Origin of the sequence: Algoriphagus sp. (assembly GCF_029254265.1) — a bacterium.
GTDB lineage: Bacteria > Bacteroidota > Bacteroidia > Cytophagales > Cyclobacteriaceae > Algoriphagus.
This window is the reverse complement of sequence record NZ_JAQWXX010000034.1, coordinates 16981-32081: the sequence shown is the minus strand read 5'-3', so window position 1 is coordinate 32081 and position 15101 is coordinate 16981. Positions and strand designations below refer to the sequence as shown.

The 15101-nt window shown below is 39.9% G+C and carries 14 protein-coding genes; 4 read left to right on the top strand and 10 right to left on the bottom strand.

Annotated elements, in window-relative coordinates:
* Positions 1-24: 24 nt before the first annotated feature.
* Positions 25-915: a dihydrodipicolinate synthase family protein gene (locus P8O16_RS04680; RefSeq protein WP_300311376.1), complete on the bottom strand. Its 891-nt coding sequence runs from the start codon at positions 913-915 to the stop codon at positions 25-27.
* Between the two features lie 131 nt (positions 916-1046).
* Here P8O16_RS04680 and P8O16_RS04675 point away from each other — a divergent pair, with 131 nt between their 5' ends.
* On the top strand, positions 1047-1922 hold the full coding sequence (locus P8O16_RS04675; protein ID WP_300311374.1) for an AraC family transcriptional regulator: 876 nt from the start codon (positions 1047-1049) through the stop codon (positions 1920-1922).
* Here P8O16_RS04675 and P8O16_RS04670 read toward each other — a convergent pair.
* The 5 genes from P8O16_RS04670 to P8O16_RS04650 form a co-directional block, all read right to left on the bottom strand.
* The gene (locus tag P8O16_RS04670; RefSeq protein ID WP_300311372.1) at positions 1909-2679 is read right to left on the bottom strand and encodes a 3-ketoacyl-ACP reductase; all 771 of its coding nucleotides are present in this window, start codon (positions 2677-2679) and stop codon (positions 1909-1911) included. The genes P8O16_RS04675 and P8O16_RS04670 overlap by 14 nt on opposite strands.
* 135 nt (positions 2680-2814) lie before the next feature.
* Entirely contained in the window at positions 2815-4260 is a 1446-nt protein-coding gene (locus tag P8O16_RS04665; RefSeq protein WP_300311370.1) for an NADH:flavin oxidoreductase, read from the bottom strand.
* Positions 4257-5639, bottom strand: coding sequence for a glycosyl hydrolase (locus P8O16_RS04660; RefSeq protein ID WP_300311368.1), 1383 nt, complete (start codon positions 5637-5639; stop codon positions 4257-4259). Before P8O16_RS04660 ends, P8O16_RS04665 begins: the two co-directional genes overlap by 4 nt.
* On the bottom strand, positions 5636-7042 hold the full coding sequence (locus tag P8O16_RS04655; protein ID WP_300311366.1) for a sodium:solute symporter family protein: 1407 nt from the start codon (positions 7040-7042) through the stop codon (positions 5636-5638). Before P8O16_RS04655 ends, P8O16_RS04660 begins: the two co-directional genes overlap by 4 nt.
* A complete protein-coding gene (locus P8O16_RS04650) occupies positions 7039-7251 on the bottom strand; it encodes a hypothetical protein (RefSeq protein ID WP_300311364.1) in 213 nt (70 codons plus the stop codon). Before P8O16_RS04650 ends, P8O16_RS04655 begins: the two co-directional genes overlap by 4 nt.
* Positions 7252-7670: 419 nt before the next feature.
* On the opposite strand from P8O16_RS04650, the gene P8O16_RS04645 reads away from it, so the two are divergent.
* Positions 7671-8468 carry a LytTR family DNA-binding domain-containing protein gene (locus P8O16_RS04645; RefSeq protein ID WP_300311362.1) on the top strand — a complete coding sequence of 266 codons (798 nt, stop codon included), beginning with the start codon at positions 7671-7673 and terminating at the stop codon, positions 8466-8468.
* 92 nt (positions 8469-8560) lie between these two features.
* On the top strand, positions 8561-9817 hold the full coding sequence (locus tag P8O16_RS04640; protein WP_300311360.1) for a S41 family peptidase: 1257 nt from the start codon (positions 8561-8563) through the stop codon (positions 9815-9817).
* Positions 9818-9959: 142 nt separating this feature from the next.
* On the opposite strand, the gene P8O16_RS04635 is transcribed toward P8O16_RS04640, so the two are convergent.
* Positions 9960-11003, bottom strand: a complete 1044-nt coding sequence (locus P8O16_RS04635) for a hypothetical protein (protein WP_300311358.1) — start codon at positions 11001-11003, stop codon at positions 9960-9962.
* Positions 11004-11274: 271 nt separating this feature from the next.
* On the opposite strand from P8O16_RS04635, the gene P8O16_RS04630 reads away from it, so the two are divergent.
* Positions 11275-11817 (top strand): hypothetical protein, encoded by a 543-nt coding sequence (locus P8O16_RS04630; protein ID WP_300311356.1) that lies wholly within the window; start codon positions 11275-11277, stop codon positions 11815-11817.
* A 267-nt stretch (positions 11818-12084) separates the two neighbouring features.
* On the opposite strand, the gene P8O16_RS04625 is transcribed toward P8O16_RS04630, so the two are convergent.
* The 3 genes from P8O16_RS04625 to P8O16_RS04615 form a co-directional block, all read right to left on the bottom strand.
* Positions 12085-13269: an MFS transporter gene (locus P8O16_RS04625; protein WP_300311354.1), complete on the bottom strand. Its 1185-nt coding sequence runs from the start codon at positions 13267-13269 to the stop codon at positions 12085-12087.
* 36 nt (positions 13270-13305) lie between these two features.
* A complete protein-coding gene (locus tag P8O16_RS04620) occupies positions 13306-14055 on the bottom strand; it encodes a peptidase E (protein WP_300311352.1) in 750 nt (249 codons plus the stop codon).
* A 384-nt stretch (positions 14056-14439) separates the two neighbouring features.
* Complete coding sequence (locus P8O16_RS04615; protein WP_300311351.1) at positions 14440-15078, bottom strand: hypothetical protein; 639 nt, start codon at positions 15076-15078, stop codon at positions 14440-14442.
* Positions 15079-15101 lie beyond the last annotated feature (23 nt).

Below are 15101 nucleotides of genomic sequence, written 5' to 3'. Positions count from 1 at the left end.
ATCGGTTATTGTGCACCCGACATCCTACAATTTAGGCCTTTTAGCCAAGCCATCGTTAATGATTTTTTCAATTCTTTCTCGCTCTTCTCCGATTAATGTCAGTCTAGGCGCACGTACATGCTCGCTTCCAACGCCACAATGAGTTTCGGCCAATTTGATGTATTGCACCAATTTTGGATGGATATCCAACTCTAAAAGTGGCAAAAACCAACGGTAAATTGCTGCTGCTTCTTTGATTTTGCCTTCCTGAATAAGATTGAAAATGGTCACAGTTTCCTTTGGAAAAGCACAAACCAATCCAGCCACCCAACCGCAAGCTCCCATCAGCAATTCTTCCATTGCCAAAGTGTCCACACCACAAAGTAATTTATAGCGATCACCAAAGCGATTGATCATCCGAGTTACGTTAGAAATGTCGCGGGTTGATTCTTTAATCGCTTGGATATTTTCACATTCGGCTAGCTCAGCAAACATGTCGATGGTCACCAAAGTCTTATAATCCACCGGATTATTGTAGATCATCATCGGGAGCTTGGTCGAGTTGGCGACGGTTTTGAAATAAGTCACCACCTCCCGAGCATCTGCAGCATAGCGCATTGGAGGTAAGATCATCAAGCCTGATGCTCCAAGTTCTTCGGCTTTTTTGGCCCAAAAAAGTGCCTCTTGGGTAGCGCCTTCGGCAATGTTAAGAATTACAGGAACTTTCCCATTGATGTAATTCACGGTTTCTCTAGTCAGCGTGATTTTCTCTTCTGTAGAAAGTGCAGAACTCTCACCCAATGTGCCACCGAGAATAATTCCGTGGACTCCTGACTCCAATTGGAAATCTAGGTTTTTGAAAAATAAAGACATGTCAAGACTTCCGTCTGCATGAAATTTGGTTGTCACCGCAGGAAATACACCGTACCAGTTCATAGTTTTTTATTTCAAAAGTAGTGGAGTTCAAATTGGTTTTCTTCCACAGGGTTAATATTCTTTGATACTATATTGATCTATTAAATACTGTTTTACTTTTATAAGTAATAATTTGATACCAATTTTGAAATATGTCCAGAGTCATATCCTTTCAAATCCCAAAATCTCAAAGAGAGTTTATCCGATTCCAAGAGGATAGAGGAGCACATTTTTATGACAAACTTCATCAACACCCTCAGTTGCAGTTGACCCTTATTTTGGAGGGAAAGGGGCAGTTTCTAAGTGGGGATTATGTGGGGCGTTTTCAGCCTGGAGATATTTTTTTTCTTGGTGAAAATGTTCCTCATGTCTTTCGTAGTGATCCCGAATACTTCGAGGCTGGAAGTGAATTTATTGTCGCCGGAAATACAGTTTTTTTTGATTTTCAAGCTTTGGGAAAAGCTATTCAGGAAGTGGAGGAACTCAATTCTTTGGAAAAATTCAGAGAAATGGCGGGGAGTTGCTTTCAGGTAACCGGAGAGGTATTGGATGAATTAAGAGAAATTATAGGTGGATTTTCTGTTTTCAGGGAATTGGAGCGGTTCCTTTTCGGAATCAAACTTCTTACACTCTTGGAAAGTGAATGTTGTGAATTGATCCCATTAAATCAAAGCAAGCCCAACTTCAATGAACGAGACGGTACGCGGATGAATCATGTTATGCAGTTTTTGCTTGAAAATCGTTTTCAGGCCATTTCCCTGGATCAAGTTGCCGAAAAAGCCAATCTGAGTAAAGAAGCTTTTTGCAGGTTTTTTAAGCTTCGAACCCAGCGTACGTTTACTCAATATCTTCAACAGCTCCGGATCTCAGAAGCACAAAAGCTTCTCAGCGAAACTGAGCTCAGTATCTCAGAAATAGCTTTTAGGGTTGGTTATGAAAATTTATCCTATTTCAACCGCAGTTTTAAAAAATTGGCAAATTCTTCTCCGAGAGAATGGAGAAAAGAAAAGAATCCTACATCCGCTTGATATTCATCCCCCCATCCACAGAAATAATCTGACCGGTAGAATAGGGTAGATCCCCACGAACCAAAGCTGCAACAACTTTTCCAATATCCTCAGGTTGGCCCATGCGAGGTTCCAGAGTCATTCCACTTTTTACATTTTTGTGATAGGTTTCCCGTACTGCCTCGATCATGTCCGTTTCGATCACTCCCGGTCGGATCTCATAAACAGGGATTCCAAACTCTGCCATTTTTATCGCAAAGACAGTGGACATCATCGAAAGTGCTGCCTTGGACATGCAATAAGCCCCTCGAGTCACAGAAGCAATCTCCGCTGATACCGAAGTAATAGTAACAATGCTTAAGTCAGATTCCGGATTTGCTTGTTTTAATTCAGCCATCCATTTGGCAATCTCCTGCGTGAGAAAGAATGTCCCTTTTTGATTGATTTCCATCAGGATATCATAGTCTTCTTCGGATATTTCCAAAACATCACAGCGAGTTCTTGGCGCCACTCCTGCATTATTCACTAGGACATCAATTCTTCCGAATTTCTCCCGCAGTCCATGAATAATCGAAGCCCGATCTTCTTTCAGAGCAATATTTCCCCGCAAATATTCCACATTGACTCCAAGAGCGCGAAGTTCTTGAAGTGTTTCAATCGCCTGAGATTCATCCCGGACACCAATGATTGCGAGATCGAACCCCTCTTTTGCTAACTGTTTGGCTATCCCAAGTCCGATACCTCTACTTCCTCCAGTGATTAATGCTACTCGATTCATGGATTTTTTTATTTTCAAATTGGCTTAATGAATTGATTTTAGGTAGTAATTATTCAAATATGTATGAATTCTAACACATAATCCGAGTTAAAACCCAACAGCTCTTTTGTTCAAGAATTCTGTGATTTAAAATTGTCAAACAGATTTCAGTTCTTTCAACAATGTAAACTCTTCCATTTTTTTGTAAAAAGGATCTAAAGGGAAACAGCCGGAAATCATCCCGTTTCTTGGGGCAGTAGTGCAATCTGAAAAAGTACGGCAAATCTTTCCGCGTTTCATCTGCTCTCCAGCTAAGATATCGGCCGGTAATTCCGGATAGCTGAGTACCATTCTTCCTAATCCCACCGAATCCGCCTTGCCTCTCCTGAGTACTTCCTGACCCACATTTGGCAACCATTCCTGAAGGTAAGAGTAGGCCGAACCAACTACGAAGAAGTTTGGAAATGCTTTTTTCACTTCTGCTGTGGCTTCAATTTGCCGGGCAACTCCCATCAAGGGATCTTCCGGTGGCATATATCCATCCGAGGGAGGAAATAAAGCAGGACGCTGAATATGTGGGTTGTAGTAGGGGCTTCCTGCCGTAGTACAAAGCAATTCGATATCTAATTTTTTCAGTTCCTCCAGAAAAGAAAAAGGCTCAGAAAGATCAGTTTCCTTACCTGATTGATTTGCTCCGAAAGCGAATTTATAGTCACCTTCAAAGGCTGGGATTCCAATTTCCTCAGGCCCTTTTTGAAATGGCATCCAGTCAAAAATACTCATCCTGACACCAATCTCCAGACCCGTAGCCTCAGCTCTGATTCCTGCCACGATTTCCCGAAGAAAACGACTTCGGTTTTCCATCGATTGACCATAAATTCCAGAGCGATCATAGGCACTTAGGAGTTCATGACCCAAATACCCATGGCAATGCTTGATGTCTACAAACTGAAAACCTGCCTTTTGCGAAAGCACAGCCGCTCTCACATAATCCTCTACCAGCTCGTCGAGATCTCCATCAGACATAATGGGGTAGTCCTCAGAAATTCCGAATTTCTTATCCAAAACCGGATGTCGGTATAGAATCTTGGGTTCCATTTTTGTTTTGGAATTTGGCTTACAAAATCTGCCTGAATGGGTGAGCTGCAATCCGGTCATCAAATCCTCGGCGCCTCCAAAACGAGAAGCATGAGATTTTTCCACCAGCTGGTAGAGTCCTTCAAAATCTTTCAAATTCGAATCATTCATCAACAATTGATTTGGATTGGCTCGCCCTTCATGACGGACTGCCACCGCTTCGCAGCCCCAAAGAAGCTTTGCTCCGCTGATTGCAAAATTCTCCCAGCGTCTTTTGGTAAGTTCTGAGGGTTTTCCATCCGTCGTCCCATCCCATCCTTCCATGGGAAGAATGCAAAATGAGTTACCAATTTTCTTTCCAGATCGGAGCTGATGTCCTTTTGCAAAGGGGGAATCATTCCCCGGAATCAATTCTTCGTCAAAACCCAATTTGATTTCTTGCTCTTTCAGATGATTTCTAAACTGTTCAGCAGTTTTCAGTTGGGCAATACGGGGAAATTGAGGTTTATATTTTCCAGTACTCATGAGCTTGGGATGCAGTTGAAGAAACTATAATAAGGAGCGCCATCTTTCATGCGCTGAAGCAAAAGTGCTAATTCCCGGGCATGATAATCTCCCCACATGCAGGATTCGCCATAAGGTGCTTTGCCGGGCTCGGGTTGGTAATCCCAGCCATTTGGCTGATGATAGATTGAATGGAGAATCAATCCCTGATGACTGTCTGAAGTAGAAAGGTAAGGCTCCTGAAATAGGTTTTTTGCAATCAGAATTCCCGCATTCAAGTATTTTTTAGCTCGATCGTGATCTTCCTTTTTTAGAAAATTTGAAATCCGAATGAAGCCTTGAGCTGCAATACAAGCAGCAGAACTATCCACCGGTTCCAATCCGTTGAAAGGGTCAGAAGGGCGATTCAAATAATCTCCTAACTCATGTAGCCTTGGAGCTCCAGTATCCCAATACGGAATGCCATCGGTTGGGGTATTGGCAAGGTAAAACTCCGAGGTGGCAATTGCAGCCTTCTTTAATTCTTGAATCAACTCATCTTTCGAGATGATTTCTTCATAGTCTTTTGGATCAATCTGATCCAAAATCTCCAGGGTTTCGCCTAATCCACAGATCGCCCAAGCCAATCCTCTAGTCCAGGTGCTAAATCCCGTATATCCTTGCTGCGAATTTGGACATCGGTAATTTCCATCGTTGGTATTGAATATAATTTCATGAGCAGTTCGACCGGGCACGTCATAGCTATCCCGACCATTTCCATAATAAATCGAATATCGAACCGTACTTAAGATATGCTGTATCGCTCGCTGGATGAGTGAAATCTTTCTGTCGTTTTCTCCTTGAAACACGTGTCCCAAAGCATGAGAAACTACCAATGCTCTACAGGATCTAATCGTATCCACAAATAAGGAATGTGGGCCATTGAAAGAATAAATAAATCCACCAGAAGGAATTTTGGTCCAGCGCATCGCTTGCACAGCTCCACTTACTTTGAGAGCAAGTCTATAAAATTCACTTTCCCATTCCGTTCCCTCAATTTTTCCCTCATTAATCAATCTAAGAAGATTGCCGTAAGTGCTCACATTGTTGAATCCATGATCATGAACGCCGGTATGCGTAAGATGTGGAGCCATTTTTTGCACCGTATTTTCTCTGCCGATTTTTAAAAACTCCTTTTCCCCGGTTGCATCAAACTGAAGCAATGCGGATCCATATTGAAATCCCTGAGTCCATTCGGTCCAACCTCTGCTTACATATTTTCCCTTTTCAGTGAATACTGGAGCTCCAATCTTAGGGTCAAAAGATTGCTCAATCAGATGGATTTTCTTTCCTGAGATTTCCCAAAATCGATCTAAGGATGGACCCAGATCAGCTAAAGAAATTTTAGATTCGAGCTTCATGATAGTGTTTTTTGATTCAAATGATGCCTAATCATCAGCACCGATGTAATTAAAGCTAGTATTCCGTACATGACAAAATCCAAAGCCTGTCCTAAGATTTTATCAGGAACTATTCCCAAAAGCGAAAGGATAAAATAGCCTAATGCAAAACTTGAAAGGATCAGTAATGATTTTGGTGGATGTTTAAAAATCACTGCACCAAGAACCACAGGAGCGATCATGGAAGTCCCTGTAAAACTAACCCGGGCGAGAAGTACCAATTCGTCAGACATATAACTGGAAAATATCAACACGATAATTGAGAAGATTAAAATGGAGATTTTCGTAGCCCGCATATTAAACTGATCGCTTCCAGAAAGCAGTGATCTTAGCTCGGTTCCCAAAGCAAAAATCTGTGCGTTTGTCGTCGAAAGACAAGCTGCAAATAAACCGACCACTGCAAGTGCTGCAACTGGAACTGCCTGATCAAATAGCAAGGCCTGAGAAAGGAAATCAGCGGTGCTGGCATCCGGATATTTGATCGCTCCATAAAGCCCGATGAAAGCTGTAGGCAGAATCACCAACATGGCAAAAATCCCAACTGCATAAGCCATTTGATGAACAGATTTCAAATTTTTCATCACCACCAAACGTGTCGTAAACTGAGGTTGAGAGACAGGAATCAACACAATAGCAATCGCCGACGCCACCAGAAACTGCATGCTAAATAACCCCTTTGGACCTGGGAGGCTTAGTAATTCAGAATTCACAGCCTGGACTCTTGCTGTGGCTTGCTCCCAACCTCCTGCCATTTTCAAACAAGTCAAACCAATTATCCAGATGACTATCAGCATGATCACTCCTTGTATAGCATCACTGTAAACAATGGCTTTTAACCCTCCAATTTGAGAATAAACCAACATGATTAAAACCAAAATAGCTGCCCAAGACCAAGAGGGAAGCATTTGGGGGAAAGCGGCATCTAAGAAGATCGAGATTCCCCGAATCTGTATCGAGACGTATGGGATTAGAAAAAGAAATGAGCTAACAAAGACTAAATAGCCTGCATATCGACTACCATAGCATGATTTCATAAATCCAGCCACTCCTTGATAACCCACTAGAGCTGCTCTTTTGCGCAAGGAATATCCGAACCAGATTAAGAAAAAGACCATCAATGCATCCGAAAGTGCCAAAAAGATCCAGGCGCCTACCCCATGAGTTCGGAAGAAATCAGGCATTCCCATAAATGTAAAAGCACTGAAGAGCGCTGCCGAAAAGGTCAGAAAACCCAGAATAGCTCCAATATTAGAGCCTCCAAGAATAAATTCATCTGAGGTTCTGTTTTTCCGATAAGATAAATAAGACGCATAGCCCAACATTCCCAAAAAGATGGAAAAGAAGAAGATCAGCCAACCTATCATGATTTTTTGGGATCGTCAAATGGGAAAATCTTGGAAGCGATATAAGTACTTATCACGATAAGCAAAGTGACTAGAAATCCAGTCCAAAAAATAAAAGGCACTCCAAATAGTTCTGGAGTAGCTTTGTTTTCCTTGAAAATGAATATGAACGAAATGATGCAGAGCGCTGATACGAACAGCACCAAAATTTTCCAGATTTTCAGTTTCATGGGCTAGGTTATTTTGAGAAATTGGCTTTCAGCAGTGATTTTGATTGAAAACCCGCTTAAAATAGCAATTATATTTCTCAAAGCTACCCTGTCGTGAAGACGAATTTTAAAGTGAATGCAGAGAATTACTATTTTTTTTACTATCCGCAATTCTGTCAGTAAGCTTACTTTCTTTGCTTCTCTGGAGGATGTTGCCTGCCCGACGACAGGCTGGGATGTCGGCTGACCAATGCAGACCAAATTCAAGTATTACCCCAATTTTGCAATATTCATTTCTATATAGGGGCTTAAAAGCTGGTATAGGCAGTTTCTTTTGAAAAAGATTGTACAAAATTAAAAACAATGGATAGACAGGGCCAAAACACTAAATTCCTATGATGTGATATGTTTTTCTAATACTATTGTAGATAAAGCAAGCTATGTTAAAACAGAAATATCCTTTTGATCCATCCTTGAAGCATCATTTGATTATTGCTTTGGGATTGGCAGTCTGGATATTTGTCTTTTTATTTTTCACAGAGCCTCTTGATGTTAGTCAGTTGGATAGTAGGGAAAAGTTGATTTATCTGCCTATTTATGGGCTTTTCGGATCAATTTGTTATTTAATCTGCTTGCCGTTTCAATTTTGGTGGCTTCTTAAAATGAGAAGCTGGTTAGTTAGTGCAGAATTCATATTTTTCTCCCTCCTGTTCATAGTAAGCTTTATTTCTACCCGTTCGATTTATTACTATTTAGTAGTAGATGCGGATCCTTACGCCTACCCGATTTTATATTTTGCCACTTCGGTCTATATGCCAGCTGCATTGACGGTTTTCCCGATTGTGGTTTTCGTCAGATGGTCATTTGGGAAGTATAAGGAAAAGCGATTTGAAAATGAGAAAATTGAAATACGCGGGATAGGCAATTATGAAAGTTTACGTCTCCAATTAAATGACCTAATATGCATTCAATCCTCAGATAATTACGTGGAAGTAACTTTCAAAGAAGGGGAAAAATTAAAGACACATTTGATTCGAAATAAGCTTATGACTGTGGAGGAGCAAGTCCCTGAATTGATCCGTACCCATCGTTCTTTTTTGATTAATCCATACCATTTTAAACAATGGAAAACCGGGAATAAAAAGGTTCAGGTTTTACTTAGCGAAGGAATTGAAGTGCCTGTATCAAAAACGTATTTAAACGATTTGAGAATGATGGTAAATTTGACCACAGAATAGTAAACTTTCACCACAAGTGTTCTTTAACAAGTGTAATAGGCCGATTTCTGTTTGTACGTTTGATTCATAGTCAAACACAAACACAAAAAGAAATGAAAAATTCACTTACCTTATTTTTGCTGATTTCGCTGAGTTTTAAACTTTCGGCACAAAGCAATTGCGACTGCAAACCTGAACTTGAATTTGTTTATGAGCAAATACAAACTACCTCCTCCTTTAAAGATCAGGTTAAGGGAGAGAGAAAGAGAGCGTTTGAAAAAAAGTACGAATCGCTCAGATCAAATATGGAGGGTGAAATTTCCAAGTTGGCCTGTTATTGGAGTCTTAATCAGCTTATGGCTTTAATACAGGATAAGCATGCCGAAGTGAATGAAGTCTTACCTGATTTCAAGCTGGAAGATCTCCAAAATCCTGAGTTTGAAGCTAATTATAGAGCTACTGAATCATTCAAAAACTTCCCTAAAACTGTTAAAAATATTGCATCATTAACTGAGAGCCTCAAAAATAAACCTTTGGATGATATTGAGGGAATCTATACAATCGGAAGTAATCTGAGAATGGGTGTTTATCGTACAGATATGGCTGACAGCTTAGTGGGAGTTATACTTTCTTCAGATCTGGGAATTTGGGAGGCCGGACAGATTTTTGCTTATATAAAAGCTTCAAGTCAGCCTTCCCATTATGATATTACCTATTATGGGAAAAATTATAAAAATCTAAAATTTTCTAAAGCTCAATTTTTTGATAATGGAATGTTATTTCCAGGCGTGCTTAAGGAAGATCTCAAGAAGAATTATGCATTGATTGAAAAGAAGGAGGAGGAAGCTTATAAGCTATCTTACTTAAACGATGATGTGCAATACGTTTGGTTGAACAGCTTTAACCGAAACACAATGCCAGCCAAGCGTGATGCTTTGATAGAACAAATAAGTACTGAGCTATCTGCAAAAAACTTGATTATAGATTTAAGGAATAATGGTGGTGGAGCTGATAAAATCTCCCTACCAATTTTGAAAGCACTAAAAAAGAAGTCGGCCAATATTTACATAATCACAAATTTTTTTACCGGGTCAAATGCTGAGATGACCACAGTTCGACTGAAAAAACAATTTGTTGCTACTCAATTGGGACAAAGAACCTATGGGGCTATAAGCTATGGTTCGAATTATGGCAAAAGTTACGACTCGCCTTCTGGATTATTTAATTTTTACCCAACTGACATGCGACAAAAACAATTTATTGCCTATGAGGAAGTTGGCGTGAGGCCGGAAGTGAACTTAGGCCCAGAATCTGACTGGGTTGAGCAAACTTTAGAATATATTGACTCTCAGAGCAAACGGAAAAAATAAGTCAGAATTTTGACGCATAAGCAGAAACGGAAAAGATGTGTTTGACTACTATCTCTTCCTGAAAGAGGCCGCTTTTTGGGCGGTCTTTTTCCTTTCTGTGATGAAAATTAAATCCGCCAATTTCGAAGCTAGCCTGCAGTACCTACTTTTTCAAAACCAAGACTTTGCTGTCCATGACATTACCGATAAATAAATAATCGCCCCAAGGCAAAGCCACTGAAGAACCTGATATTGCATTTCCAGGATCTGTAAAAATGGATTTCACGGTAGAATTTCCTTGCGAATAGCTGATTTGGATTACCTCAGATGGAGCTATAGGTTTTTTGCCTGCAGCATAGGAAGCGAATTGTAATAAATCTGGATGAGCCCCTATCCAAAGAATTCCCGAAGGATCTAATTCGATGTTGTCGACTCCGGTTCTGACTTCTATATCTTCCAAAAGGGTTAAGTTCCAGTTTTCATCCACTTGGTAAACTTTCACCTGAAAGGCTCTGACGGAAGCTACATACAGTAATCGTTTGGAAGCATCAAACTGAATTCCATTGGCATAGCCAATCCTTCCGACTTTGATTTCTGCAGATTGTCCATTGTAGAAACCCACATTTGAGGCTTTCAAACCGATATAATTTTCTGCGAAAACTCCTAAGCCATCGGTGTAGCCATGATCATTGGAGTAATAGAACTGATCTGGACCTACCATCACCAGATCATTTGGGCTGATGAAATTAGGATCTGTGATCGTTCTTTGGTGGGTGAGATTTTTGCCTTCAAGGATAAAATGTTCAACCGAATGCTTTCCATCCACATGGTTGATAGCCATCAAGCCATACTTTGCAGAATCTAATGGGAATATGCTGATGCCATGTGGGAAGAAAGGAAAATCCAGCTGATCAGTGAGTGAAATAGGTGTAAAAGAAGAATTTCTTAAGTCGATTAGGTAAAGGCCTTTCAATCCTTCCTTTCCATCTCGCCTTGCAGCACGGTCATCTACAGAAAGTATTAATAGGCTATCAGCCCTTGCGAGGGCCATATCCTCTACTCCAGGTAAAGCGATCGTTGTGAATACGGGACCAAAGGAATTAGAAGCGGCTACTTCTCTAAAGAAGCCTGTGGAGTAAAATATGTTAAACAAAAATCCTCCTAATAATAAAAGAATTAAGAGCAGGCCTAGGATAAATTTTCTCATAAAAGGGCAATGGTTACAAAGCTGAATTTAAGTAAAAAAGCGAAACAGAAATTTGACTAAGCTTGATCAACTGAAGCTATATCGGGAATCTATTCCCCAAAAAACGGATATTCCTCAAGTTTATCTTCGAAAATATATTCCTGATTTTCGACTAGTCTTTTTCGAAAAATGAGTTAGGAGCATCAGAAACTGCATTTGTTTATCATTTCTCAATATAGAATCCTAAATGGGTATCCCTTTTGGAAGAGAAATAGGAAATAAACAAATACTAATGAAAAAGCTATTTCTAATTTTTTTTGTCGGGATGATTACTCTGACTTCAAATGCGCAGCAAACAAGAGAACTGGATGAAATCAGCCAGCAAAATTCCTGGTTAAAGTTTGGACTTAACCTAGGCGTACCGATAGGGGATTTGAGTGATTACTCTAAGCTTGCTTTTGGAGTTGAAGCTTCAGCTCAGTTTATGCGAACTGACAATTATGGATTTGGTGTCACCACGGGTTATACCAAATATTACAATAAAAATAACGCATCACTTGACGGTTCGGAGAAAGGCTTCGGCGCAATTCCGCTCGGTTTGATGTTCCGTTACTATCCTCAGCCTTCCGGCTTTTTTGCTGGAACAGATGTAGGGTATACCTTCTTTACTGATTTCAATCAAAATGAAGGTGGCGCTTATATCCGTCCTCAATTGGGCTATCACAATTATAATTGGAATGTATTCGCTTTCTACAATCAGGTTTTCCGTGCTGATCCAAGCATCGATGTTCAAACCATTGGTCTAGCGGTTACACACAATTTGAGGTTTAAGTAATAGTATTACCCGCAGTTAGATCAGGAGCCTAATTACCTTAGGTTTTTGAGCTGGAAGACAGATGACCGGAGACCGAAGAACTTCAAAACTGAACTTCAATCTGGCTTTTACGGCTTTGGGTCAAGCTACTGTTTAGAATATGAATATTAAATAATCGATCTCCAGTGCTTTTCAAAGCCAGAAATTGATTCAATAAAAAAAACCAGCACTGATGAGAATCGGTGCTGGTTTTTAAGTTTTAATAAAGTGGACGCCCTTTTTCTTACTCTATTGCGGGCTCTCGTTAATTTTCGGTTTAGGGACAGTTAGAAAGTAAATAATTACAAATAGGGTTGCGATCCCTGTCATTATGAATGCAGCTGTCGCACCGAACTGAAACCAAATCAATCCTGTAAATGAGCTTGCCAGCATGGTGCAGATACTTTGAAGCCCCGTAAATGTTCCAATTGCCGTCGCGATATTTTTCTTTTCGGTAATGTTTGAAATCCATGCTTTTGAAATGCCCTCTGTCGCTGAAGCATAAATCGCATAAAGAAAAAACAACCCGAAAAAGAAGTAAAGATTTGTGTTGACAGACATACCAAAATATACCAATGCAAATAGGCCAAGTCCGGCAATGAAAATGGTTTTCAGTCCCACTTTGTCGGCAAGAATTCCAACCGGAAAAGCGAACAAGGCATAAATTAGATTGTAAAAAATATAGACTCCAATGACACTGGTGTCATCAAGTCCTGATAGCTTGGCCTGCAGCAAAAGAAAAACATCGGAACTGTTGAATAGTGTGAAAATTAAAAGTCCGATTACAAGTTTTCTGTATTGCGATGGACTTTCCTTCCAATAGTTAAGGAATGAAAAGAATGGGGTTTTGACTTTTATTTTAGGCTCGTTTATCTTTTTTTCCTTGAGGTAAAAGGAGGATAGTACGGCTAGCAGTCCGGGAATAAATGCAATCAAAAAAAGGGTTTTGTAATCCTCCGGATAAAAATACAAGTAAACCAAAGCTAAGGAAGGTCCGATAGCGGCCCCAAGCGTATCCATCGAACGGTGAAACCCAAATACTTTTCCTTTGGTCTCAGGTGTAGCCTCGCCTGAAAGAATCGCGTCCCTTGCACCAGTTCGAATACCCTTTCCTAAGCGGTCAATCGTTCGTGAAAAAAATATCCAAAGTGGGAATATGAAAATTGCCATCATTGGTTTTGAAATAGCACTAAATGCATAGCCTATTTGCACAAAAGGAACTCGCCTGCCAGAAGTGTCGGAAAGTTTGCCAAAATAGCCTTTACTAAGTCCTGCCGTTGCCTCAGCTAGACCTTCAAGAATCCCTATCAAAACGATCGAAAACCCAATCGTCTTTAGATAGATGGGCATGATCGGATAGAGCATTTCGCTTGCCGTGTCGGTAAGCAAACTGACTACCGATAAAACCCAAACTGTCCGTGTGATAGATTTCAATTAATTCATCTTCTATTTTCGATTAAAAAAGAGACTTTATTTCAGAATGATTGATTGTAGTTTCTCCTCTACAACTTTGCCATCTTTCAGTGAAACAAAGTAGTTGTTATATTTTTCATCGATGGACACTACTTTGAATGGTTTTCCATTTTTGAATATGATTCCGGCATTGTTATCCATCGCATATCCAGCTTTGAATATTCCATTTTTGATGTTTTTTTGATAAAGCGGTCTTCGAAATTCCTCTCCATCATAATGTGGGCTATGACTAAAAGGGAGAAAGCCTAAGCCTTCCACCACGGACAATTCTATTGGTCGAGAATCTGTCGTTCCATTCTCAAACCAGCAAAGAGATCCTGCACTTCCACCTGCTAAAACAATACCTTTTTCCAATGCTTTTTTAAGGACCACATCAATTCCCTGAGCTTTCCATATTGCCATCATATTAAGGGTATTTCCTCCTCCGACTACAATGGCGTCCATGCTGAGGAGAACTTCTTCAAAAGTCACATCTTGGTTGTATGAACTAATCCACACTCGCTGTACAGAGGGTTCTACAGATAGGTCATGAACAAGTTCATACCAGTTTATAATACTCCGTTCACTATCTCCGGAGGCAGTTGGTAAAAAGCAGATTTTAGGTCTTTCCTTGCCGGTTAATTTGATGATTTCTTTGATGAATAATTTGTTTGGTCCACTTCCAAATGGAAAGATATATTGATCTTGACCAAAGGCGAATCCTGTTATAAAAACAGAAACGATACATAGAAGGATGAACTTTTTCATAACAGTTTCAGATTTGGGTAAAACCAATTTTTAAAAGGTATTTATATCACTCCTATTTGGTCAAATAGGAGGTTTCTTTTAACCCTCCTAATATCTCTATAATCCCATACGTTTTCCTAAACTGTAGCAATTTTTCATTTATCCAGGTAATTATATAGGAATAAGAGAAGCTGCCTTTTTTGCTATTCGATCTTTCCGGTTATCATTCCAGGCGTTTAGGTATAAGGCAATCAGAATCCCTATTTCCACTAGAAAAATTTCTCCAATCGCATAAATCAAATACCTGCTGACTTTATTCTCAGTTAGCTATCGCTGTCGGATTTGTCGAAAGAATTTTATCATAGGTTAGTTTTAGGAGTCTCAATGATCCATTTTCTTCGGTGGTTATTTTTCACTTTTTTCAAATCGCACACCATTCCAAGTGAATAGAAAACGATCGGTTTTTATCAATTCTTCAGACTGATTAGTCTCCGGATTAACTAGGTATTCAACTGAATTCGCTTCCTCTGGAACGAGATTGTAACTTGTATTCAAGTTCCTACTTTCTGTTTTCACGCTGTCAGGAAGATTGTCTTTTAGAAATTGATAAGGTTCTATGGTTTCTGGAAGGCCTAAATTCTCGTTGAGCCTAAGCGAGCTGTCTTGGTAGTCAAAAGTCAAAAGGGTATGTTGCTCATACGCTCTTCTGGCACCTCCAAATTTTGCATACACAACTGCAAGTGAGCCGTCAATTTTTTCAAATTTCCGTAATTCAATAATTAGAATTCCGCTTTGTCCGGAAGGAAAGCTATAGATCATTCGAATGAAGTCCTTTTCAGAAGTATAATCGCATTTCAATGATTCCACTTCATCTCCACCGGGAAATGTGTAGGTTCCATTTTGGATTAAGGAATCCTTGGCTTCTAACGTAAGTTCGTTTGCGTAAGCTAATGGAAGAGCTTTGAAGATTTCTTCAATACTTTGTCCAAAAGACAGGACTGTCAAGGTAAAGAAGAAAAGTAAAGTCAGAAGTTGTTTTTTCATTGTTCTTGCTGATACCCCTAAAG